Annotated in this window: 22 protein-coding genes; 9 read left to right on the plus strand and 13 right to left on the minus strand. The window is 57.0% G+C overall.

The genetic code is table 11. The features are described 5' to 3' along the window. Window positions 1-30 precede the first annotated feature (30 nt). On the minus strand, window positions 31-900 hold the full coding sequence (locus AC2FIS_RS08675; RefSeq protein ID WP_496772871.1) for a DUF5666 domain-containing protein: 870 nt from the start codon (window positions 898-900) through the stop codon (window positions 31-33). Window positions 901-902: 2 nt separating this feature from the next. Next, the gene (locus AC2FIS_RS08680; protein WP_496772872.1) at window positions 903-1,733 is read right to left on the minus strand and encodes a DUF6502 family protein; all 831 of its coding nucleotides are present in this window, start codon (window positions 1,731-1,733) and stop codon (window positions 903-905) included. Between the two features lie 153 nt (window positions 1,734-1,886). On the opposite strand from AC2FIS_RS08680, the gene AC2FIS_RS08685 reads away from it, so the two are divergent. Genes AC2FIS_RS08685 through AC2FIS_RS08695 form a run of 3 tightly spaced genes read left to right on the plus strand, consistent with a single transcriptional unit; the run spans window position 1,887 to window position 5,604 of the window. Beyond that, complete coding sequence (locus tag AC2FIS_RS08685; protein WP_496772873.1) at window positions 1,887-3,512, plus strand: amino acid adenylation domain-containing protein; 1,626 nt, start codon at window positions 1,887-1,889, stop codon at window positions 3,510-3,512. After that, window positions 3,512-4,825 carry a ferric reductase-like transmembrane domain-containing protein gene (locus tag AC2FIS_RS08690; protein WP_496772874.1) on the plus strand — a complete coding sequence of 438 codons (1,314 nt, stop codon included), beginning with the start codon at window positions 3,512-3,514 and terminating at the stop codon, window positions 4,823-4,825. The genes AC2FIS_RS08685 and AC2FIS_RS08690 overlap by 1 nt, the downstream gene beginning before the upstream one ends. A 2-nt stretch (window positions 4,826-4,827) precedes the next feature. Then, window positions 4,828-5,604 carry an enoyl-CoA hydratase-related protein gene (locus AC2FIS_RS08695; RefSeq protein WP_496772876.1) on the plus strand — a complete coding sequence of 259 codons (777 nt, stop codon included), beginning with the start codon at window positions 4,828-4,830 and terminating at the stop codon, window positions 5,602-5,604. Between the two features lie 63 nt (window positions 5,605-5,667). Here the strand turns inward: AC2FIS_RS08695 and AC2FIS_RS08700 are convergent, their stop codons facing one another. The 4 genes from AC2FIS_RS08700 to AC2FIS_RS08715 form a co-directional block, all read right to left on the minus strand. Next, the gene (locus AC2FIS_RS08700; protein WP_496772877.1) at window positions 5,668-6,774 is read right to left on the minus strand and encodes a lyase family protein; all 1,107 of its coding nucleotides are present in this window, start codon (window positions 6,772-6,774) and stop codon (window positions 5,668-5,670) included. After that, window positions 6,767-8,281 (minus strand): tripartite tricarboxylate transporter permease, encoded by a 1,515-nt coding sequence (locus tag AC2FIS_RS08705; protein WP_496723130.1) that lies wholly within the window; start codon window positions 8,279-8,281, stop codon window positions 6,767-6,769. The genes AC2FIS_RS08700 and AC2FIS_RS08705 overlap by 8 nt, the downstream gene beginning before the upstream one ends. A 6-nt stretch (window positions 8,282-8,287) precedes the next feature. Next, window positions 8,288-8,755, minus strand: a complete 468-nt coding sequence (locus AC2FIS_RS08710; protein WP_496772878.1) for a tripartite tricarboxylate transporter TctB family protein — start codon at window positions 8,753-8,755, stop codon at window positions 8,288-8,290. 69 nt (window positions 8,756-8,824) lie between these two features. Beyond that, a complete protein-coding gene (locus AC2FIS_RS08715; RefSeq protein ID WP_496736077.1) occupies window positions 8,825-9,784 on the minus strand; it encodes a tripartite tricarboxylate transporter substrate binding protein in 960 nt (319 codons plus the stop codon). Window positions 9,785-9,884: 100 nt separating this feature from the next. On the opposite strand from AC2FIS_RS08715, the gene AC2FIS_RS08720 reads away from it, so the two are divergent. From AC2FIS_RS08720 to AC2FIS_RS08730, 3 genes are all read left to right on the plus strand, one after another. Then, complete coding sequence (locus AC2FIS_RS08720) at window positions 9,885-10,799, plus strand: LysR family transcriptional regulator (protein ID WP_109310955.1); 915 nt, start codon at window positions 9,885-9,887, stop codon at window positions 10,797-10,799. A gap of 155 nt (window positions 10,800-10,954) precedes the next feature. Further along, window positions 10,955-11,713, plus strand: a complete 759-nt coding sequence (locus AC2FIS_RS08725; protein ID WP_496772879.1) for a hypothetical protein — start codon at window positions 10,955-10,957, stop codon at window positions 11,711-11,713. A 268-nt stretch (window positions 11,714-11,981) separates the two neighbouring features. Beyond that, a complete protein-coding gene (locus AC2FIS_RS08730) occupies window positions 11,982-12,980 on the plus strand; it encodes a LacI family DNA-binding transcriptional regulator (RefSeq protein WP_496772880.1) in 999 nt (332 codons plus the stop codon). Here the strand turns inward: AC2FIS_RS08730 and AC2FIS_RS08735 are convergent, their stop codons facing one another. Next, window positions 12,981-14,114 carry a Gfo/Idh/MocA family protein gene (locus tag AC2FIS_RS08735; RefSeq protein ID WP_496772881.1) on the minus strand — a complete coding sequence of 378 codons (1,134 nt, stop codon included), beginning with the start codon at window positions 14,112-14,114 and terminating at the stop codon, window positions 12,981-12,983. It lies immediately after the preceding gene. A 39-nt stretch (window positions 14,115-14,153) separates the two neighbouring features. Continuing rightward, complete coding sequence (locus tag AC2FIS_RS08740; RefSeq protein WP_496772883.1) at window positions 14,154-15,257, minus strand: Gfo/Idh/MocA family protein; 1,104 nt, start codon at window positions 15,255-15,257, stop codon at window positions 14,154-14,156. 115 nt (window positions 15,258-15,372) lie between these two features. On the opposite strand from AC2FIS_RS08740, the gene iolC reads away from it, so the two are divergent. From iolC to AC2FIS_RS08755, 3 genes are read left to right on the plus strand one after another with little or no spacing between them, the layout of a single operon-like run. After that, entirely contained in the window at window positions 15,373-16,353 is a 981-nt protein-coding gene (gene iolC / locus AC2FIS_RS08745; RefSeq protein WP_496772884.1) for a 5-dehydro-2-deoxygluconokinase, read from the plus strand. Between the two features lie 9 nt (window positions 16,354-16,362). After that, window positions 16,363-17,199 carry a 5-deoxy-glucuronate isomerase gene (locus AC2FIS_RS08750; RefSeq protein WP_496772885.1) on the plus strand — a complete coding sequence of 279 codons (837 nt, stop codon included), beginning with the start codon at window positions 16,363-16,365 and terminating at the stop codon, window positions 17,197-17,199. Continuing rightward, complete coding sequence (locus AC2FIS_RS08755; RefSeq protein WP_496772886.1) at window positions 17,196-18,035, plus strand: class II fructose-bisphosphate aldolase; 840 nt, start codon at window positions 17,196-17,198, stop codon at window positions 18,033-18,035. The genes AC2FIS_RS08750 and AC2FIS_RS08755 overlap by 4 nt, the downstream gene beginning before the upstream one ends. 9 nt (window positions 18,036-18,044) lie before the next feature. Here AC2FIS_RS08755 and iolB read toward each other — a convergent pair whose 3' ends face one another. The 5 genes from iolB to AC2FIS_RS08780 form a co-directional block, all read right to left on the minus strand. After that, window positions 18,045-18,851 carry a 5-deoxy-glucuronate isomerase gene (gene iolB, locus AC2FIS_RS08760; protein ID WP_496772887.1) on the minus strand — a complete coding sequence of 269 codons (807 nt, stop codon included), beginning with the start codon at window positions 18,849-18,851 and terminating at the stop codon, window positions 18,045-18,047. Window positions 18,852-18,899: 48 nt separating this feature from the next. Continuing rightward, complete coding sequence (locus tag AC2FIS_RS08765; protein WP_496772888.1) at window positions 18,900-20,081, minus strand: phytanoyl-CoA dioxygenase family protein; 1,182 nt, start codon at window positions 20,079-20,081, stop codon at window positions 18,900-18,902. Between the two features lie 49 nt (window positions 20,082-20,130). Then, window positions 20,131-21,030, minus strand: a complete 900-nt coding sequence (gene iolE, locus AC2FIS_RS08770) for a myo-inosose-2 dehydratase (protein WP_496772889.1) — start codon at window positions 21,028-21,030, stop codon at window positions 20,131-20,133. Continuing rightward, on the minus strand, window positions 21,027-22,859 hold the full coding sequence (gene iolD / locus AC2FIS_RS08775; RefSeq protein WP_496772891.1) for a 3D-(3,5/4)-trihydroxycyclohexane-1,2-dione acylhydrolase (decyclizing): 1,833 nt from the start codon (window positions 22,857-22,859) through the stop codon (window positions 21,027-21,029). The genes iolE and iolD overlap by 4 nt, the downstream gene beginning before the upstream one ends. An 81-nt stretch (window positions 22,860-22,940) precedes the next feature. Continuing rightward, on the minus strand, window positions 22,941-23,759 hold the full coding sequence (locus AC2FIS_RS08780) for an ATP-binding cassette domain-containing protein (protein ID WP_282119507.1): 819 nt from the start codon (window positions 23,757-23,759) through the stop codon (window positions 22,941-22,943).

A 23,759-nucleotide genomic window follows, 5' to 3' on the forward strand; every position in this document is an offset into this window, starting at 1 on the left:
CGCCCGAAAGCCAAAGCCGGAGTTCACGTTTCAGCATCCCAGCTGAGCGAAAGCACCTATGCTGCCTACATTCACCAGCCCGCTGCCGTCGCCGCAGCGGATAACCAGGGTGTTCGTGTCTATCATCTCGGGCTGATCGCTATAGGCGATCAAGCCACTTCCCAGCACCGTATACAGCCCACCAGGCTGGGGTTCCGAGTAATAGCCCTGAACCTGAACAACGCCGACCGCACCGGCGAACAGCCCGGCTTCTAGACGCTCGGCCATTATCCCGTCGCGTGTTGGCTGCCCGACAACTCGAACAAGATCACCCGGCGACAGATGTTGCGGCTCAAGCCCACTGACAACGCTTGCCCCGATCACTGTTTGGGCCTGAGGGTCAGACCCAAGATACGTGCCGGATAACCGCGCCTGATGCCCAACGCTTGTCAGTTTTTCGATGTGTGAAGCGCGCACTGACAGACCTTGCCACAATCCGCTGATGGCGACCCAATCACCGATTTGAATGTCAATTGGCCCTTCGTACACAACGTCCGTCCCAAGAGCCGACACCCTACCATCCTGCACGCTGGACACTGGTCCGACCAGAGGCAGGACCTGACGGATATGTTTTGCGTGCCACCCGCCATTTTCCTGCGCTACAATAACCGCAACAGTATGACCCGGTTTCAAATCGCCCGCGGAGATCAGTGGAACCGAGTCGGCCACCGGCATCTGGTCATCGAACAGAATATGCTGCCCATTCACGTGGATGCTGCCCAGATGGGTGATCGTGCCCACGATACCGGTGCCGATAATGCCACCTTCACGATCAGTTTCACCTTTGTCTTCGGCCTGAATCGGAGCAGGCAGCCAAGACATCAGGAAAAACGCCGCAAGCACACGAAGAAACACACCCATACTTACTCATCCTCTTTCGGGTTTTTACTTTGCGATTTTTGCGGCGAGGGCAGGACAAAAGCGCCCGCTGCAAACCGACCGCTGTGATCGCCATCACTGTCTTTATCCTGCAGCTCGCGGGCCAGGGAATTGATCTCTTGCAGCATCGCTTGCGCCCGGTCTGACGAGAATTGACGCAACTCTTCAATCGATTCTGACGACAGATGAGAATACCGCACCGCACGGTCAAAATTGCGTGGGGCATCCGGTTCTGCCAGCAGGTTCTGTGTCGCCACCGCCAAATGCGCAGACAGCGTCGCCTCGTAAGCCGCCACTTGTTCAGCGCTTCCAGCAGAAGGAAGAAAGGCTTGGGACAACAGGCGAAGCTTGCCTTTTTCGACCTGTTCCACATTCTTTTGGTCGACCAAGGTTTCCAGAACGGTACCTGGGGCCATGTCCACACGCGCGCGCCGCACCAGATCATCAAATCCCGGCCCAGTTTCGTCGCCTTTACGGCTCAGATTTCGAGGCGCACCCAAGTCGTCCAGAAATTCGGGCGTCGTCGACCAATAGCTGATGACCAGTGCCGCCGCATTGCAACTGCGCTTCAACGGGGCATCATCGTCGATGTGGCGCAGCCTTTTGACATCCTTGCGATGCAGACCCGTCAACAGACTGGCGCGACTGTCGCTCAGTTTTCCGTCCGTGCTTTGCTCAGCTGCAGTCAGCAAGGCCTGTTTGAGCGCTTCGGTCGCGGTGCCAAGCGTGACCCCATGCGCAACCATTGCCTGCGCCAGTGGGACCAGCAACGCAGACAGCGCGGTTTCAAGAGGAGGTTTGGGATCATTCGACATTTGGGAACTCGTCACGGATTGGTAGTTGATAACATTTTCCTAGAATTAACGAATTCAACGCTTTCGTGTTCAAAATGTGATCGAATGTGACCTTTAATGGGATTTTTTCCCATTATCACTAAGGTGTGACCCCTTCTTGAACTGGAGAATGCCATGCACCTTATCGCAACCGATCCCCAGACAAACTACCCCCCCCTGTCTCAAACCGATTTTACCCGCACAAAACAACCAGGTGCGCTGGACGCGCTCAGCCCCGAAGATCAAAAGCTGTTTCTATCCTTTGGCTGGGGGCCGCAGGTTCCGCCACGCTATGCCACCATCGCCGATGCGCTGCGCCAGTCGTTGCAGGATCAGCCCGATGCCACCGCGGTGGAATGCGCGGACCATAACCTCAGCTACCGGGCACTGGACGAGGCCTCGAACCGATTGGCGAATGTCATGCGCGCCCATGGCGTGAAACGCGGCGACGCGGTGTGCCTGTTCCTGCATCGTTCGGTCGAGATGGTCGTGGGTATCGTCGCCGCCATAAAGCTTGGGGCCGCTTATATTCCGCAGCATGTCGGTGTCGCGCCGACGGAAACCTTACGCCATGTTGCGAATGTAACTGGTGCAAAAATCCTACTCGGCCTGAGCGAACTGGCAGATCAAATCCCCGTTGGATTGGACCAAACCCTGATCACAATTGATACGACGATGTTCGACCCGATGCTGAACGCACCGACCCCCGGTCCAGCCTATCAGGCCAGTCCCGACGATTTGGCGATGATATTGTTCACGTCCGGCACAACCGGTGTTCCAAACGGCGTACAGGTTAGCCATCGGAACCTGGCCAACATCTTGCTGACCGCCCCCGGGGATTTGAGTATGCGACCGGGCTTGCGGGTCGGACAGATCCTGTCGATCTCATTCGACATGGCAGCGTGGGAGATCCTTGGCGCTTTGTCCAATGGCGCAACTTTGGTGATCCGTGGCAAATCGATTCAGGAAACCGCCGAGAAGGTGGATGTGCTGATCGCCACGCCTTCGATCCTGAATGCGCTGGACCAGACCCGCTGCACGCAGGTCAAAGCTGTCGCCGTAGCGGGCGAACCCTGCCCCCGCCCGCTGGCAGATCGCTGGTCAACCTTTTGCACCTTCTACAATTCCTGTGGTCCGACCGAGACCACCATCATCAATACGGCCGAGCCGCATCACCCCGACAAACCGGTTTTGTCGATCGGGCGCCCGACACCGAACAACACGGTCTATGTTCTGGGCGAAAACCTGCGCCCTTTGCCCATCGGCGAAAAGGGTGAGATGTGGGCTGGCGGCGATTGCGTCACTGCCGGTTACCTCGCCAACCCCAAACTGACGGCCGAGCGTTACCGACCTGATCCATTCCGACCGGGGCATATGATGTTCCGCACCCGTGATCTGGGGCGCTGGACGAAGACCGGTGAGCTTGAGCATTTCGGGCGCGTTGACGACTTGGTCAAGGTGCGCGGATTCCGGGTAGAGCTCGACGGTGTTACATCCGCGCTTGAGGCCTCGCCCTGCTGTCAGCAGGCGGTGACTTTGCAATATGACAGCCGCAATCTGGTCAGCTTTATCTCACCGTTGTCGGCCTGCCCCAAGCAGGCGGCGCAATCCGTCTCGGATCGTTTGCCATACTACTGCAGCCCCGCCGTTGTGGTCCCGATGGACACGCTGCCCCGCACTCCGCGCGGCAAGCTGGACAAGCGTCTCTTGCTGGATCTGGCGCGCACCCATATCGCGAAAACTGGTGCGGAGTTGAACTGATGACGACGCAGACGACAAATCTTGACACAGGCGGCCTGAATTGGCGGCGGGTGACCCGCCACCCGGCCCTGATGGAATACCGCCGCCTGGTAATGCTTGTTGCATTGCTGAATCTGGCCGTCTTCGTGGTTGGATTGCGCGATGGGACTTGGTTCGCAGATAACGCGTTCACGCTCGGCCCGATTGCGGATATGGCGCTGATCAACCTCAGCCTCGGCATCCTGATCCGGCAACAACGAGTGGTCAACGCCCTGTTCTGGCTGGCCATCCGCATTCCCACATCGTGGCCACTTTGGATCCGTTGGGGGGCTGGCAAGGTGTTCCACTTTGGCGGGTTGCATTCCGGCGGCGCCGTCACTGGAACCATCTGGTTCGGCTTTCTTCTTTTTGCGATAATTTGGAACCGCTCCAACGGAGCCGCCGTGCCCTCAGACCTGACACTGGGCCTGAGCGCGACAATGGTCGTCTTGATGACATTGATGGTGATTTCAGCCCTCGGCCCGATCCGCGCGCGGTTCCACAATGCGTTCGAGAAAACGCACCGCTTTGTCGGCTGGACGGTTTTGGGATTGTTCTGGGCGCAGACGATCTCTATCACAAATGACATGGGGGGCATGTTGTTGCACAGCCCGGCCTTCTGGATGCTCTGCCTGATCACCTTGTCGATCCTGTCGCCATGGCTGACACTGAAACGGGTCGAAGTCAGGATTGAAAAGCCGTCAAACCATGCGGTGATTGCGCATTTCGACTATGGGGATACGCCATTCCCCGGCAGCTCGAACGCGATCAGCCACACCCCGTTTGGTGAGTACCACTCTTTCGCCAATATCCCCGCTCCGGACCGGTCGGGCTATCGATTGGCCATCAGCCGCGCCGGAGACTGGACCGGGCGTTTTATCGACAACCCGCCAGACAAGGTTTGGGTCAAGGGTATCACAACATCAGGTGTGGCGCGGATCGAGGTGCTTTTCAAAAAAGTGGTGTATGTGGGCACCGGTTCGGGCATTGGGCCTATCCTGCCGCATCTGTTGGCCAAAGAGGTGCCGAACCGCCTGATATGGTCCACCCGAAGCCCGCGCAAAACCTATGGTGACGCGTTAGTTGACGAGATCGAAGCAAATACCGAGCAGCCTTTGATCTGGGACACCGACGAAGACGGCAAACCGAACCTTTCGGCCCTTGCCTTGCAAGCTGTTCGCGAAAGTGGGGCAGAGGCGGTTATCGTGATCTCGAACCAAAAGCTGACCCGCAAGGTTGTGCATGACTTGGAAAGCCTTGGCATTCCCGCCTATGGTGCAATTTGGGATAGCTGATCATGTTTGAGACAATCGAAACTGAAACACGGGGGCGGGTCGCAACGATCCGCCTCAATCGGCCCGATCAGCTGAACGCGTTGAATACACAACTCATGCATGAGGTGCTGACCGCCGCCACCGAATTCGACAAGGACCCCGGCATCGGCTGCCTGATCCTTATGGGCAATGATCGTGCTTTTGCCGCCGGGGCAGATATCGGCGAGCTTGCGGTGCAAACCTACGCGACCATGCAGGCAAGTGACTACTTTGCCGAATGGGACAGGTTTGCGGCGCTTCGCCTGCCCAAGGTGGCAGCGGTCAGTGGCTATGCCCTGGGCGGCGGGTGTGAAGTTGCGCTGATGTGTGACGTCATTCTGGCCTCGGACACTGCCAAATTCGGTCAGCCCGAAATCAAAATTGGCTGCATTCCCGGGATTGGCGGCACACAGCGGCTTACGCGGTTGATCGGCCGTGCCAGAGCTATGGACATGATCCTGACCGGGCGCATGATCGACGCGTCAGAGGCGCTGCAGATGGGCCTGGTCAGTCGGGTTGTCACGCAGAATACCCTTTTGGACACCGCGCAAGAGGTGGCCGAAACCATTGCAGATTACGCTGATGATATCGTCAGTATGGCGCGTACTTGCGTAAACATGGCCGACCAGAGCACACTTGAATCGGGTGTGCGGTTCGAGCGGCAGATGTATCACGCGCTTTATGGATTGCCGGCCCAACAAGAAGGCATGAATGCCTTTCTGGAAAAGCGAAAGCCCCAATTCAGGCGCAGGACCCAGTGATCTTATCCCGCATCGTCAATCACCGCTCGAGAAACGAGCGGTGATATGACCAGTCTTATCGCTTCAGTGCGATTTCCCAGCCGTACTATACTCAAAGTCGTTAACCTTGCGGGCCATGGATTCAGAATCCACAACCAGGTTCGCAAAGATCGTTTCGACCCATGACAAAGCGCCCGACGTCAGCAAGAACGTCTCGGGAATAACGATCCATTCGCCAATCCACATACCACCCGAACGTTCGTGTTGATGGGTGGTGAATTCGCCGATTTGCTCGGCCCGCTGTCGTCCAAGCCGGGCGACGGCCTCTCCGAATTCTGACGCGCGCTGGTTCTGTTTGTGCGCCATAGCCGAAGACGCACCTTTACCGGCTTCATGCACCTCGGACCATTCGGAAATATCCGATGAAGACAACAGATTGACGTTATGCGAGATTTTGCACAGCGTCGCACACAGCCCTCCCAGTGCAGTTACAACATCGGCAAGCCCATCACGGGCGTTTTGCCAATGGGGTTCAACTACATTCAGACCCAAAGTGGCCGCAACGCCTTCCTTGATGCGATGTCCGGTCCCGTTTTCGTAACCGCGCAGATCGCCAACAGGGCCACCAATCTGGACATTCAGTCCGCGAACGCCTGCTTCTTCCAACGCTTGTGCCCGCCGCTGCAGTTCAACTTTCCAGACGGTCAGTTTAGTTTCGGCCCGTATAGGCAAGGCATGCTGGCCATTCGTGCGACCGATCATGATAGTATCACCAAGCTGATCGATGTGTTGCTCAATAGCGATGGTCAGTCTTTGCAGTCCGGTTTGGATGTGCTCCAGACCGATCTTCATTTGCAGGGCCAATGCAGTGTCCATAATGTCCTGCGTTGTCGCCCTATAGTGGACCTTTTCTGCATGGTCGCCTACCTGTCTTCGCAATTGTTCGACCAGACCAACGATCGGGCGCCCGACAAGCATCATGTCTTCGTGCAACCGCTCGGTATCCAGATTGCAGACCGACACCGCATCCAACGCATCTGCAGCCTCTTGCGGGATCAGGTTTTCCAGCGCCTGGTGACGGGCCAGCGTCTGTTCAACCTTCAACCAGGCCGAGATCGTGGCGTGTTCCGACCAGACGGACCGCATATCGGCGCTGGAAAAGCAGTCGCGATAGAGGGAGTGCTCAAGCATCTTCCAACGCTCCCTTCGCGATCTTGCGCTCTTTCATGATCCCGCGGACGCGGAATGCAATTGCCCCTGCGCCGATGACCAGGAAGGCCAGAGCGATCGGACGTTCAACGAAGATCAGGGCACCACCTTCCGACATTAGCAACGACTGACGGAATGTCTCTTCAGCACCTTTGGCCAGCACGAACGAAATGACAAATGCCGCAACGTTGAAGTCGTATTTGCGCATCAACCAGCCGGCAAAGCCCGCACAGGTCATGACCGTGACGTCAAACATTGATCCACGTGCAGAATACGCTGCGACAAACGCGGTCAGGAAGATCAGCGGGTACAGGACATTGGTCGGGATCTTCAGGATAATTCGTGCAACCTGAGTGGCACCGAAATAACCGATCAGACCATAGGCCACGATGCCCAGCATCCCGCAGGCGAACAGCTTATAGACCAGCTCTTTGTCGGTCAGGAACAGGGTTGGTCCAACCTGGATGCCGTGGATCAGGAAAACACCCAAAAGGATTGCACCAATTGTCGAACCCGGGATGCCCAGCGTCAGCAGCGGGGCCATCGACGGACCGGACACCGCGTTGTTTGCTGCTTCGGGTGCTGCGACACCTTCCAGCGCGCCCTTGCCCCACTTCTCGGGGTTTTTGGCGCGGCGTTTACCTTCACCGTAAGAAATGAAGGCCGCAATAGCCGAACCCAGACCTGGCAGCACACCGATGCCTGCACCGATGAAGCCACCACGGAACGCATGGGGCAAGCAAGGTTTGTACTCTTCCCATGTCAGGCTGTTGCCGTCTTCCGTGCTTTCATTTTCTTTAGTTTCACCGGTTGCTTTGCGGCGCGTTTCCAACTGGGCAAAAACCTCGCCCAAAACGAATACGCCGATCATCAGGGGCACAAGTCCAATCCCGTTGGATAGGTCAAACGAGCCAAAGGTATAGCGCTCTTCGCTTGAGATTGGGTCCAATCCGACCATGGCGATCAAAATACCCATCAGGGCAGATGCCAATCCTTTGACGATTGAGCTGCCGATGACCGAGCCGATGACCACGAAGGCTGCAAAGTAGATCGCAAAGGTTTCGGGCGGGCCAAGCTTTAGGGCAATAGATGCAATGAAACCGACACCGACGACCAGCAGGATATCCCCCATAAGGTCACCGATGACTGATGATATGGTCGCGACCTTCATCGCCTTGCCGGCCTGACCGGCGCGTGCAAGGGGATAACCGTCAATCTGTGTCGCGGCACTGGCTGCAGTGCCCGGCGTGTTGAACAAAATTGCCGCGATCGAGCCGCCATAACGACCGGACTTACCGATCACATACAGGAAGGCGAGCGCGAATAGTGGCGACATGTAAAAGGTGATGGGCAGCAGCATCGCAATCGCTGCCGATGCGGTCAGACCGGGCGTGGCCCCAACAACCATGCCCACAGCCGCGGCCAGCACGATGGCAAACAGCAAACTGGGGTCGGTTATGACCGAAAGAAGTGCGGGAAAAATTTCCATGACGATTTACCCCTGTATCCAGCTAAGCAGGTCAAAGACCTCGCCATAAGGCGGGTACACACCAAGCAGCACAAAAAAGATGAGGTGGAAGATCAACGGGCACAGAACGACGGAAACCGCCAGACCGATCCAGCTGCGAACTCCGAAGAAGTACAAAACAACCGGCGCAGCGATCGCCGTTGGCAAAAGATAGCCAAACCAGCGGAATGACTGCTGATAGATCAGGGCGATGACGAACAGGCCGATGATCTGCAGGGTTGCTCCGCTATCCTGTTCCTGACCGGTATCGCCTGCCGTTTGCCGAGTGGCACCTAGCAGTAACAGGCCGGAAAGAAACAGCAGTGCGATGGATGCTGAAAATGGTACGATGCCAGCCCAGGTATCCCCCGGCGAGGCTGCTGGCACTTGCCAGGCGCCCCAAATGGCAACGATGGAAATAAGGGCAAGCACAAGGCCTTCTGCATAGGCGCGCATATCGTTCCTCCCTGATTGCGTTAGATACAAAAAGGCCGGGGGAAGAATATCCACCCGGCCCCGAGGACTTTAGTTGGTCAGACTTTCGACCAGGGGAGCGGCGTCCTCTTTCATGGCGGACAGCGTTGCTTTGGCGTCCGCACCATTCTGATAGACCGGGCCTGTTCCGCGCGAGGCCAGCAGTTCGGCAAATTCGGGTTTCGCGGCGATTTGCTCCAGCGCAGTTTCCATCGCGGCAACGACCTCGGCCGGTGTGCCCTTCGGTGCGAACACGATCACTGGCGAAGAAACAGCGGCAAACGGAATGCCCAGTTCGCCAAACGCAGGCACGTCTTTCATGATGCCGTCACGTTCTTGGCTGTTAACCGCCAGGGCGCGAAGCTGCTCTTCAAACCCTGCCAGCTGCTGAACACCCAGGAAACCAAAGTCAGCCTGTTCACCGATCAGTGCAGCACGGGTCGGCCCGCCACCTTTGAACGGTACGTCCTGAGCTTCGATGCCGTTACTGGCCAGAAAGCCCATGCCACCAACGTGGTGGAAGCCTCCGCGACCCGAATGGGCCCAACGCAGTTGACCGGGGTTGGCTTTGGCCGCGTCGATCACGTCCTGAACGGACTCGAACGGGCTGTTCAGCGGCACCATCAGCGACGTTTGCAGCTGACCGACCTGAGCAACAAACTCAAAGCTGTCCAGAGCATCGATATCGGTGTCACGTGTCATGGTCGACAACAGGAACGAACCGCCCGACGTCATCATCAAAGTATAGCCGTCGGGGCGTGCACCCACGACCGAGTTCGCACCATTCAGACCGCCCGAGCCGGGTTTGTTCACGACGACAACTGGAACGTCCAGAATCCCTTCGGCTGCTGCCGAAATAGCGCGGGCATAAGCGTCTGTACCGCCGCCGGCTTTGTATGGAACAACCAGGTTGATCGGACGTTTCGGCCAGTCGGCTGCGAAACTTGCTGTTGCTGTTGCAGTCACGGTTACTGCCGCCAGAACAGCAGTGAGAATTGTTCTACGCTTCATAGCATCCTCCCTAAGATGCGATCTAATCTAGTTTAAATTTAGTGTTAATAAAAATGCAAAGATGTTATCTTATCTTGCGAAATAGTAAAGAGTCCGCCTTATGAATATCAAAGCCCTTCGCGCCTTTCGTGCCACCCTTTCCGAAGGAACGCTCGTGGCCGCATCTGAAATCCTGCACCTGAGTCAGCCTGCAATCAGCCGACTGATCTCTGGGCTTGAGGCAGAATTAGGCCTGACCCTGTTTGACCGCAGCGGCCGCAACTTGACGCCAACGCGTGAAGGTTTGGCGTTCTACCGCGAAGCGGGGCGTATCCTGGACAACCTTGATGAAGTGCCTCGCATCGCTGCAGAGATCAAAGCCGGACGTACAGAAACTCTGCGCGTGGTCACAATGCCGCGTATCGCCCGGGCAATTTCGGCGCCGGCGCTTGCGATGTTTTTACAAGCCCACCCTGATACAAACGTAACTCTGGATATCCGGGCGCGGCGCGAAGCCAGCAAATGGCTTGCCGGTCGTGAATATGACATCGGCATCGGGGCATTGCCGGTCGAGCATCCGGGCGTCAGGACAAAACCCCTGCTGCGGGTGCGGGCGCAGGCCGTTTTGCCGGTTGCGCATGCATTATCTGATCGCAAGTCGGTTACGGCCACTGATCTCGCCCGCGAGCCGGTCATTCGGCTGATGAACGGCCTTCTATTGCGCGAACAGCTTGATGACATCTTCCGGTCCGCGGGCGTCAATCCCAGACATACCTGCGAAGTCGCGGCGTCCCAGCTTGCCTGTTCGCTTGTCGCAGAAGGTGCTGGCATCACGATTGCCGACGAACTGGTCGCAGCACAGGAAACAAAAGAACGTTTGGCCCTGGTTCCGATCGTACCAGAGCGTTGGATGACCTTTGGTTTGTTGTACCCCGCAACGCAGGAGAAATCTCAGGCGCTTCAGGATTTTGAGGATGTTCTGTTTTGGCAGGCGTCCGAGCTATGCAAGAACAGCCCAACTTTGTCTCTTGCCTGACAGTCCATGTCAGGCGGATTCAGGTCCATGTCCCAAGCCCCGCCTAGGCCAAAGCAACGATTGCAACAGAGCCAATGCTCAAGCATCTTGAAACCCCCGGTTCACGATCATTCATCGGCTGCGCGAATTGCGCGGCGTAGCTGACGGACACCAGAATGAAGAAGTTGAGCGCAATCGTTGCAGACTGCCGGGTCATCAATTTACCCGATAACAAAAGCAGGCGGCTTCATATGACCAACTTGATGAACAAGCTTGGCATCAAATTTTCATTTTCAGAAGGAAGCACCGGACAAAGCCATGCCCAGAACTGCACCCGCGCCCACCTTGCAGCGCTTGAGTCACTCAAAACACTCCCGGCATTGGTTCTGGAGGATGATGTCTCCGCATTGAGCGAAGACCTGACCATTCCTGAAATTCCAAAAGATGCGGACATCGTTTATTTGGGGGTTTCACCCTTCGGCTGCTTTCCCTGGACACGTCGCTATGTTCAAAGCTTCGGGCACCGCGCGCATTACAACCTTGCACTCGCTTCGACTGAGAACAGCGATTGGCTGAGACTGCATTCTATGGCCGGTGCAATAGCTATTCTCTATGTGTCACCAGCAGGTCTGGAGGCGTGGCGGCATTCCATGCGGGCGGCCATAAAACGGAGCAAGCCGTTTGATGTGTTCACTGCCTACAGGATGACATCCCTAAATGTTTATGGACCAAACCGCCCCGTTTTTTACGAAGAACCCAGCCTGCAGCGCCCTCTTAAGCATGTTACCCCGGAACAAAGACTGCGATGGACGGCAACACCCTTGTCGCCAGTCAAAGAAGGCACAATCGTCACCGCGCCCACCAAAAGCGGGCCAATGCGCGTTCGGGCTGAAGTGTGCGGAGATAACCGTCTTGAATGGTCATTGCTTCAATGAGGTCGGAGAAGGGGTTTACTCAGGTTGCTGGCCACGCAATTTCAGGGTCGTTAAGTGCGATGCGCATGCTGTTACCACCTCTGATACAAAGCTTGGACTTACAGATTGAATCCAAGTCGAGTTGTTAAAGCCTTGGCGTGGCCTTTTGCAAAGAACCCGACGTCTTTTCCGCACAGCCTTGCAACCGATTGCAAACCCGACGCAATAGGGCGTAGTATTTTCCCATGAAATTGACTGAAAGCCATCCCCGAACCCATCGGTGCCAGCCATGAGTGTAACCCTAAAAGAAGTGGCCGCACTGGCCGGTGTGTCTCGCTCTGCCGTATCGCGGACCTTTACCGAAGGCGCATCCGTCTCGCCAAAGACACGGAGCAAGGTGGAAAAGGCTGCGGCCGAATTGGGGTACAGCCCAAACGCGTTGGCTTCTTCGCTGACAACCGGACGCACCAAGTTGATCGGGTTGATTTCCAACAACTTCCACAACCCCATTTTTCTTGAAGTCTTCGACCAGTTCACCCGCGCTTTACAGGAACGCGGCCTGCGTCCGCTGATCGTGAACCTGACCGACGAAACTGAGCCGACAAACTCGGTAAGAATGCTGCGGCAGTATTCTGTGGATGCTGCCATCGTCGCCTCATCCACCTTGCCCCCCAGTTTTGCAAAGGCATTCCACGATGCGGGCGTTCCCGTCGTACACACGTTCGGTCGATCAGCGACATCGCCAGAGGTACATGTTGTAGGCATCGACAACGTTGAATGCGGGCGCATGGCCGCGCGCGAGCTGTCGTCGCGGGGGTATCGCCGTATTGGCTATCTGGGCGGCCCAAAAGATGCGACATCGGCGATGGATCGGTATCGCGGCTTCATGGAAGAAGTTGAAAAGCACCCGGAACTCGAAGTGACGCATTGCTTCGCAGGCGCCTATTCTTTTGAAGCCGGGCGGGAAGAAATGCTTCAGCAACTGGCGGAAGGCCCTGCAGAAGGGTACTTTTGCGGCGACGATATTCTGTCCATAGGTGCCCTGTCCGCATTGTCCGATCACGGGCTGAAACCGGGTAAAGATATCGGCATCATCGGCCTGAACGACATGGAGATGTCGCGCTGGGAAAGCATGGACCTGACGACGATCCATCAGCCTATCAAGCAAATCATTACCGCATCCGTCGATCTGGTCGAAGAGATGCTGAAAGACCCCGAGCGTTACCCCGAGGCCCGTATTTTCCCCTGCCGTGTGATCGAGCGGGGCACATTGCGGCCCCGACCCTGATCAGCGAAACATCGGTGGGCGCGCGTCCGTCCATGCCCCGTCATTTTTCGCAGACGCCACTGCGGCATGCACGGCTGCGATCGACCGCACCCCGTCGGCAGGTGTAGGCAGACCATCACGCGCCTCTCCGCGAATAGCATCGGCAAGATCGCAATAGATGTTGGCCACGGCCAGCGGGAACCCTTCGGGATGGGCAATCGCCACACGGGACAATCGTTGCGCATCGTCGTGAAGACCGCCCTCGCCTTTTTCGATGATCTGTGTCCGGCCACCGACAGGCGTATAGATCAATTGATTGGGTTGCTCGGACGTCCAGCGAAGACCTCCGGTTTCGCCAAACACCTGAATATCAAACCCGTGCTGACGCCCAATTGCCACCGAAGAGGTCCACAACCGCCCGACAGCACCGCCTTCGGTCCGGAAGTTGACCATGGCGTCGTCCTCAAGTTCGCGGCCTGAAATCGTGGACGCCATATCTGCAGACAAGGTTTTGACTTCATCGTCACTGATGAAACTGGCCATGTGCAGCGCATGGATACCGCAATCGGCGAATTGGCCAGACACACCCGCCATCGCGGGATCATAGCGCCAGCGTACGCGCGGGTTATCGGCGTCAGTCGCGTCGCCATGGTGGCCATGGCTGAAATTCGTCACGACCAGACGCACCTTGCCAATATCCCCGGCGCGAACCATCGCGCGCGCCTGGCGCACCATCGGATAGGCGGAATAGCAATAGTTCACCGCACAAATCTTGCCCGAGGCCTCTGCAACGCGGACGATCTCTTGGCCCTCTTCCACGGTCATCGTCATCGGTTTTTCACAAAGCACGTTAAAACCAGCCTCAAGGAACGTTTTGGCAATCTCAAAATGGGTGGAGTTCGGAGTGGCGATTGTCACCAGATCAACCCGGTCGGGACGGTCCTTTTCCCCGGCCAGCATTTCCTGCCAGTCGCCATAGGCGCGATCCGACGCCACTCCAAGTCGTTGCGCATATTCTCGCCCAACATCGGGTCGGTGATCCAAAGCACCCGCAGCGAATTCAAACATCCCATCCGCCAACGCTCCTAACCGGTGTGCGGGTCCGATCTGACTGCCTTCACCACCACCAATCATGCCCCATTTCAGCTTTGCCATGGTTCTCGTCTCTCTTAGATGATCTCTTAGTTTTTGTGTTCAGACGGTGCTGACGTCCTGCCACTGCCGTTGCTCTGACGATTTCAGCGCGGCGGCCAGAACGCAGTTGACCTCATGCCCATCACGGAATGTGGGCCAAATCGTTTTGCCCGTGTGAATGGCCTCAAGAAAATCTTTGGCCTCGATGATGATCTGGTCCTGATAACCTGTTCCATGACCGGGGCCCTGACAGAAAGGCTCGTAGTCGGGGTGCGCCGGACCCGTCAGGATCTTAGTGAAGCCCCTTTCTTCCTCTGGTCCTTCGCGCCGATAGAGCCACAGGGCGTTCTGATCTTCCTGATCAAACCGGATTGCGCCTTTGGTGCCTGTAATTTCATAGGCATAGCCCATCTTTCGACCTGTCGCGATGCGGCTGACATAGATATTGCCCATCGCGCCACTGGCAAACCGGCACATGATTTGCGCGTGGTCATCATTGGTGACGGTGCCGCCTGGGCGCTCAGTATGAACCGTTTCGACTTCGGCCATAACCTCGACAATCGGACCGATCAGGGCCAAAGCACCGTTGACCATATGTGGGGCAAGATCTCCGATCGTGCCGTTGGCCATTCCGGACGTCCGCCATGTGGCCGGGGCGTCAGGGTCGGCATAGAAGTCCTCAGTATGCTCGCCGCGAAACCAGGTTATGTCCCCCAATTCACCATTGGCTATCAACTGACGGGCAAACTGTGTTGCGGGCGTTCTGACGTAGTTGAACCCGACCATATTGGTGACGCCCGTGGCCTCGGCCGCGGCAACCATTGCGCGCCCATCATCCAAAGAAGATCCGAGGGGTTTTTCGCACAACACAGGCTTGCCCAAGGCTAACGCGGCCTCTGCAATCTGTCTGTGCGTTGTTTGAGGCGAGGCAATCACGACAGCATCCACTGCCGGATCATTGACCAGCATAGACCAATCCGAGGTCGCGCGACGAAAGCCGTAAGCCGCACGGTATCGCTCGGCGCTTTCGGGCGTGGACGCGCAAATCATCTCAAGTCGTGGCCGCAAGGCTGTGTTGAACACTGCGCCTACGGCTGACATCGCGACTGAATGAGCTTTGCCCATATAGCCGCCGCCAATAATTCCAATTCCGATTTCAGGCATCTGCAACGGCTCCGAACAATGTATTTGCAACCGGTTGCAAAATCAGTATCGTGTGAATCGATTCAACGCAAGGACCAACGATCCTCGCCAGCCCATTTTTGCCGGAGGACATGACGTGAGCGCTTTGATAGACGGTATCAAAGGAAACCGGTTCGCGGTCTTTGGACGCGCGGGCATGGACCTGTATGCCGATCCCGTTGGTGTTAAAAGCGAAGACGCCGACACGTTTCACGCCGATCTGGGCGGGTCATCGGCAAATATCTGCGCGGGGCTGGTCAAACTGGGCAGCCAGGCATCCTTGATCACTTCGGTTGCAGATGATGCGGTTGGCCGCTTCTGCCTGAATAAACTTGCTCACTACGGTGTAGACACGTCCTATATCCGCGTCGTCGGTGGTGAATACCGCATGTCTCTAGCCGTTTACGAAAGCCGGATCGAAGAATTTCAGAATGTCATCTACCGCAACGGCGCAGTAGACTTTCAGGTCACCGAGGATGACATGAACAAGGTCGACTACAGCAAATTTTCAGCCGTGATATCTGCCGGAACGGTGTTTGCCGCTGAACCCTCGCGCAGCGCCACGTTTCGCGCGTTCGAAAACGCCCGCAAGGCGGGTTTGCCGGTAATTTTTGACATAGACTACCGTCCCTACAGTTGGCCATCACCTGAGGTCGCCGCCGAAGTCCTGTCGCGCGCGGGCGAAGCAAGCGATCTAATCGTCGGCAATGACGAAGAATTTGGGTTCATGGCAGGCGGCATCGACAAAGGCTTCGCCAAAGCCAAGGAGTTGGCGGCGAAACCGGGCCGGATCGTGATCTACAAGATGGGCGAAAAAGGCGCAGTGACTCTGGTGGATGGTCAGGAAATCGAAACCGGCATCTATCCGGTAGAGGCCGTCAAACCCAACGGTGCTGGCGACAGCTTTATGGCGGGGTTGCTGGCCTCGATCGCCGCTGGAAGCGAGCTTAAGGATGCAGTCATGCGCGGTTCGGCCTGCGCCTCGATCGTTGTTTCAAAGCCCGGTTGCGCGCCAGCGATGCCAACAACCCCAGAACTGGACGCATTCCTGGCGTCTCATCCCGGCCCCACGGCATAGGAGACCCCCATGCACATCGCCCCTTATGACAACCAGAACATGCCAATCGTCGATGCAGACGACTCCACGGTGCCGCTGAATTACTTCAACATCGTCAAACTAAAAAAGGGCGAAGCGTTTGAATATCAGGTGCCCGGTTATGAAACGTGTATCGTGCCCGCCACGGGCAGTGTCGATGTCGACGTCGAAGGCGAGCAGTTCGCCAAGTTGGGCAAGCGGGGCGAAGACGTCTGGGATGGGGATCCTGAAGGCGTTTATGTGCCGGTCGGCGCTAAGGTCCAACTGGTCTGCGTGTCGGATGAAACCGAAATCTTCATAGCGGGCGCCAAGTACGACAAGGTACTGGATCCGTTTGACGTGCGTGAACACGACCTTGTGCAATACGGCAGCGACGACACGAAAACTCATCGCAAAATCAAACACATCCTCGGTCAGAAACAGCACGACAAAGTCGGTCGCCTGCTGGTCAGTGAGCTTTTCACTGTTGGTCAAGGCGGCTGGTCCGGCTTCCCCAGCCACAAGCATGACACGAACCGTCTGCCCGACGAGACGCGGCACGACGAGACCTACAATTTCCGTTTCAAACCCAACTGGGGGTCGGGCCTTCAGATGTTGCAGCGTGAGGACAACAAACCGGGCGACGCCTATCACATCGTCGACGGCTCAACGATCTGCATCGACAAGGGCTATCACCCTTGCTGTGTTCTGCCGGGATACGAGATGTATTATTTCACCATCCTTGGCGGTCTGACTCAGCGTTCGCTGGTTCAGTTTTTCCAACCAACCCATGCCTATCAGGTCGAGACCATTCCGGGCATCAAAGACATGATTGCCAAATTCAAATGACCCTCGCCACACTCAAAGACATCCTCGCCCCCGCATACGAAAACGGCTACGCTGTTGGCGGGCTTGTTACACTGGGATGGGAGGATATGCGCGCCTATGTAGCCGCAGCCGAGGCGGAAAATGCGCCGGTGATCCTTCAGGCTGGTCCAAGCTGCCGCGAACACACGCCCCTGCCTGTTTTGGGCAAGATGTTTCGCTTCCTGGCGGAAAATGCCTCGGTTCCGGTCGTGGCCCATCTGGATCACGGTTATACACTCGAGGACTGCAAGATCGCATTGGACAGCGGGTTCACATCGCTCATGTTTGACGGGTCACGCAAGCCGCTGCAGCAAAACATCGACGAAACTGCTGCCATTGCCGAAATGGCCCATGCGGCCGGTATTTCCTGCGAAGGTGAGATTGGCTTTGTCGGCTATTCCGGCGGCGAAGGATCGAACGGGACAGACCCAAACGAGGCCGCGCAGTTCGCTCGTGAAAGCGGCGTGGACGCGATGGCCATCTCAGTCGGAAACGTCCATCTGCAACAGAACAAAGAAGGCGGATTGGACGAGGCTCGCATCGCTGAAATCGACGCTGCGACAAATGTTCCGTTGGTCATTCATGGCGGCTCTGGCGTGCCTGTGGAACAACGCCGCCGGTTGGCGCGGGAAACGTCGATCTGCAAGTTCAATATCGGGACAGAACTGCGTATGGCGTTTGGCAACGCACTGCGCGAGGCAGTCAACCGAGACCCTGACAGATTTGACCGCGTGGCGATCCTGAAAGAGACCCACGATCCGGTCGAGGCAGCAGCCCGCATGGTCATTCGGGCCTTTGGTGCGCCCGCGCAAAGGTAGGCGTGGGCGTTACGCGTCGCGCTCCATGATCCATTCAACTTCGGGGGCCGGAACAAAGCGCCATTTGCGCAGCGGTCCGGCCATAACGTTCAGATAATACATCTCGAACCCATAGGGTGCGCCGCATGGGTGATGACCGCGGGGCACGCAAACAACATCGCCATCGGAAACAGCCATAGTCTCATCCAACTGCCCATCATCAGTATAGACGCGCTGAATCCCGAACCCGTTCGCCGGGTTCAGACGGTGATAGTAGGTCTCTTCCAGATAGGTGATCCGCGGAAAATCATCTTCATCATGTCGATGGCTGGGATACGATGACCAATGCCCGTTTGGCGTAAAAACTTCGGTCACCAGCAAACTATCAGCATAGTCCTCATTCTCCATCGCGATGTTGTTGATATAACGCGTATTTACGCCTTTGCCGCGCTCGGTCAGAGTAATGCCTTCGGGGCCGATGCGTCGCGCAGAGTGGCCATTCTTGCCCGGGGCTGTACACACCGCAATCACGCAATCCGTTTCGGCTGCGGCCGTCCATTCTGTGCCGTTCGGCAGATACAGGCAGTGCGGCGGCGTCTTTTCGAACACGTTCATCCGATCGCCCAGAACACCCCAGTCTCGGTCAGCTCCGGCGATGCGGGCCTTGCCCTCGACCATGACCAGAATGACCTCGCGATCACCCGTCGCCTCGGCCACTCTATCGCCTGCCCGCAGGTGGTAAAGCGCAAACCCGACGTACCGCCACCCGGCACTTGCCGGAGTGATGTCATGCACTTTACCTCTGGTCCCAAAGGGCTTTTTGAGCAGGTCCGCCATGTGTTTTTCTCCGTGTGGGGCGGGCTTTGAAGGCCCGCCCGTATTCCTTCAGGCAGCTTGCCTTGTTTGCAGCGCCGAGAATGTTTCGGTCAGTTGTTGTTCGGTCCAGCCTTCAGACACAGCACGACGTAAAATATCGGCCTGACTTTCCGGTGCGTTGCCGCCGACCGGTGGGTCCGTATCCAGATTGGTCGGGAACGGGTATCCCTCTGCCGTAGCCGCGATGGCTGCATCCAGTTCGGCCCCTTTCATCTGTCTGCGTTGTTTCAACGCAATAAGCGAAGGAAACACCGCCTCAGACATGGACCGCCGGTCAACGGTTTCCATCGCGCGACCAAAAGCGGATGAGATTTGCAACAGGTTCGCCATCCGGTCGATATCCGCACTGCGATTTTCACCAGCCGCATGGAACAGTGCCGGGTTGAAGAACACAGCATCGCCCTTGTCCAGCGCCAGTTGGATGTAGCTGTCTTCGAAATACTCGCGATGACCCTCGTCATGAAACGCCAGATAGCCCGACGGATAAAGCTGCGAGAACGGCAGCAGCTTGGTTGGCCCGCTTTCGACCGGCATGTCGCAATGGGCAATCGCCCCCTGCAATGTCAGTGATGCCGTAACAAGATGTGCGTGCACTGGATAGCGCGCAGCACTTTCTGCGCTCTGGAATCCAAGATGGTAATCCCTATGCGCCTGCTGCGCTTTACCACCCGGACGCACCTGATTGATCTGTGCCGTGACCTGATAGTTTGGCCCCAACCACGCCTCGCAGGCTGCAGCAACAGCCGTGTTCCCGAAATAAAGGGCAAAACCCTCGGGGTCGCGCAGACATTGCTTTTGCAGAGCGTTCCAGATCCGATCATTGGCCCCGGACGCCGCAAAGTGGTCGCCATCACCCGCGCCGCTTTGTCTTTCTTCAGCTATTATCTGGCGAAAGACATCGGTTGCGCGGTCAATCACCGAGGTATCGGAGAACGCACGTTTCAGAACGATCACGCCCGACGATTTGTCCAACACATGGCCCCACTCGGCCAGCAGAGCCTTGCGCTTACCTACATTTTCCAGCGCAGGGCGCAGCTCGTCCATGTCATAGACTGGAACGTTCTTTTCGATCGTGGCGGCGTACGGGGCGACATCGGCTGTAAGGTTCTGCGAGGTCAACACCTTGAATTCATCCAGATCACAGGATTCCCGGTCGAAATAGCCGACAAAACCTAGCTGCTGATCTACCATGAGAGTTCTCCTTTTTCATGGCTTAGGTGTTAACCCCATAGGGAGAGTGTTACGCTTGGACCTCCAATCCTTCCTGTCCACAGACGTCGAGAATGTGCTCGTAGCCTTTCTTGGAGTATTCGTATGGCGGAGCCTTGGCCGGGTCCTGTTCGGCCTCGACCACGATCCATCCGTTGTAATCCAAGGATTTGAGCGCATTCGCCACGGACTGAAAGTCGATACACCCGTCACCTGGCACGGTGAATGCTCCGGCGACGACCGCATCGAGAAAGCTGCGATCATTCTCTTTTACGTCCTGTACCACAGCCGGGCGGATATCTTTGAAATGCACGTGATGCACACGGTCGCCCCAGCGTTTGAGGGTCGCCATCACATCCCCGCCACCGAAAAGTAGGTGCCCAGTGTCAAAGCACAGGTTCACCTCGGGGCCTGAACCTTCCATCAACCAGTTCACGTCATCTTCGGTCTCGATGATGGTACCCATGTGATGGTGATAGGCCATCGGCATACCCTGGTCGGCCATCCATTTGGCAAGTTCGGTGATCTTGGCGGCATAAGCCAACACTTCGTCCTTGGACTGCCTGGGTCGGTTGTTCACCGGCGTACCCGCTTGGCCCTGAACGGTGTTTGAGCATTCGGCATAGACAATACATGGACTATTCAGGGCCACGAACTGTTCAACCTGTTCCCGCACAGCCTCACGTTCCGCTGCGAAATCATTGACCAGCGACGCGCCCGAGCACCACCCGCCACAGAGCGCGATGTCATTGCCTTCCAGATAAGCACGTAGCCCTTCGGTATCACTGGGCATCCGCTGACCACGCTCGACACCGGTGTATCCGATCTCGCGCGCCTCTTTCAGGGCCTGTTCCATCGTGTACGCCGCCGTCAGGTCCGGCAGGTCATCATTCTGCCAGGCGATCGGAGAAATCCCGATTTTCACGCTCATTTCGTGTTTCTTTCCTTGATCGCCAGCTCATAGGCCGCGCGTTTTTCGTTCACTTCGGGGCGGATGCTGACTTCCGGAACCGCCACTTCCCACCACGTCCCGCCATATTCGGTCGACGGGTAAGGATCTGTGTCGATGACCACCACATAAGGGCCTTGGACATCGCCGCGTTTAGCCAGCGCGTCTTCCAGCTCGACAATCGAAGTGACCTTGACCGAAGTTGCGCCCATTGCCGCGGCATGGGCCGCGAAGTCGATGGCCGATGGGGTTTCATGAACGGCGTGATCCAGCAGGTTGTTAAACTCGGCTCCACCTGTGCCCATCTGCAGACGATTGATGCAGCCAAAGCCCCGGTTGTCGGTGATGACCACAGTGAACGAGATACCCATCATCGCTGCCGAAGCCATCTCGGAATTCGCCATCATATAAGTGCCGTCACCGGTAAAGCAGATCACGTCGCGATCTGGTTGGGCCATTTTAATGCCCATCGCACCGGCGATCTCATAGCCCATGCAACTAAAGCCGTATTCCATGTGGTAGGCACCCGGGCGCGGCGCTTTCCACAGCTTGTGCAACTCTCCGGGCATGGTGCCCGCCGCGCACATAACGACAGTATCGTTGTTCGAGGCGCGCTGAACCGCACCAACAACCTGCATATCTGTCGGCAATGCGTTCCCGTCGCCGGGGGCATCGGTTAACTTGTCGACCTTGCCGAACCAATCCGCTTTAAGCGTATCCGCAACCGGATCGGCGCGGTATCCCTGCAAGGCCGCCCCCAGCTCCTCTAGCCCAACGCGCGCATCTGATTGCAATGGCATCGCACCGTGCTTTTCCGCGTCATAAGCTGCGGTATTCAGGCAGATCATCTCGCGCTGAGGGTTTGAGAACAGGCCCCAAGACCCGGTGGTAAAATCCTGTAAGCGAGATCCAACGGCCAGAACCAGGTCAGCTTCGGCGCAGACGGAATTGGCCGGCTCGCCGCCAGTCACACCCACGGGCCCGAGGTTCAACGGGTGATCCCATGCAAGCGCAGACTTGCCTGCCTGTGTCTCGGTGATCGGGAGATTGTGCGTTTCCACGAAACTCTGCAGCGCGTCCGTAGCGCCAGAGTAGTGAACGCCGCCCCCGGCCACGATGACCGGGCGCTTTGCCGCTTTGATGGCAGCGACGGCGTGGGCCAGTTCACCTTCGTCGGGGCGAATGCGACGCTGATACCAGACGCGGGGCTCAAAGAAGCTTGTAGGATAGTCGTAGGCCTCGGCCTGAACATCCTGACAGAAGGCCAGTGTTGCCGGTCCGCAGTCGGCCGGGTCCGTCATCGTGCGGAAAGCCCTTGGCAGTGCGGTTAGCAGGTGCTCGGGCCGCGAGATGCGGTCGAAGTAACGGCTGACAGGTTTGAAACAGTCGTTTGCGCTGACCGTACCGTCGCCAAAGCTTTCAATTTGTTGCAACACAGGATCAGGACCACGCGTTGCGAAGATATCGCCGGGGATGATCAGCACCGGCAACCGGTTTACATGCGCCAAAGCGGCGGCTGTCACCATGTTGGTCGCGCCCGGTCCGATGGACGAGGTCACCGCCATCGCCCGTGATCGCCGCATCTGTTTGGTGTAAGCGATGGCACAATGCGCCATGGTCTGTTCGTTATGGCCGCGATAGGTCGGCAGGCTGTCTTTCACAGCATGCAGCGCCTCGCCCAGGCCAGCCACGTTTCCATGGCCGAAAATAGCCCAGACACCTGCGATAAAAGGCTCTCCGGCCTCATTCATCTGCGCGCCCAGATAGCGAACCAGAGCTTGCGCTGCGGTCAGTCTAATAGTTTTGCCCATATTGATCCCTTTCAACTCAAGGCCACATGGCCAGTCTGTTGAATACCAGTTTTTCGAAAGCTGGGTCTGCGCGGGACCGCGTCAGACCGTTCCGCCCAAAGACCCTTCCAGCTGGGCCAGTTCCTGACCACCTGCCATCAGGTCCTGTAGTTCTTCGGGCGAAATCTCACCCCGTATGGCCGTGCCTAGAGTTTTACCCCGGTTCAACACCGTAAACCGATCGCCGACGGCCAGCGCATGACGAACATTGTGGCTGATGAATACCACACCCACACCCTGACTGCGCACTTTGTCGATGGTCGCCAAAACGTTCGAAGTCTGGCGCACGCCAAGAGCCGATGTCGGTTCGTCCAAAATCAAGATTTTCGCGCCAAAATGCACGGCGCGTGCAATCGCAACCGTCTGACGCTCACCGCCTGACAACGTACCCACAGCCTGATCGGGACCACGCAAGTTGATGCCCATTTTGCGCATCTCTTCCATGGTGATTTCGTCGGCCAACTTCTTGTCAAAAAAGCTGATCCCCGCGACCTTGCGAGTGGGTTCATTGCCCATGAAGAAGTTGCGGCTGACGCTCATCAGCGGGATCATAGCCAGATGTTGGTGCACTGTTGCGATCCCGGCTTCGATGGCATCACGCGGGTCCTCAAAATGCATGGGTTTGTCTTCAAAGATGATCTCGCCAGCTGTCGGCTTATGGACCCCGGACATAGTCTTGATGAAGGTCGATTTACCCGCGCCATTGTCACCCAGAAGGCAGTGACACTCACCCGGCTTCAAATCAAAGCTGACCCCGGCCAGAGCGATCACAGAGCCAAAGTGCTTTTCAATGTCGATCATCCGGATGATCGGATCCTGACCCTGCACATCACCATGATGGAAATTGGTATCTTCGGTCAT

The sequence above is a fragment of the Ruegeria sp. CDSB113 genome (assembly GCF_059611045.1).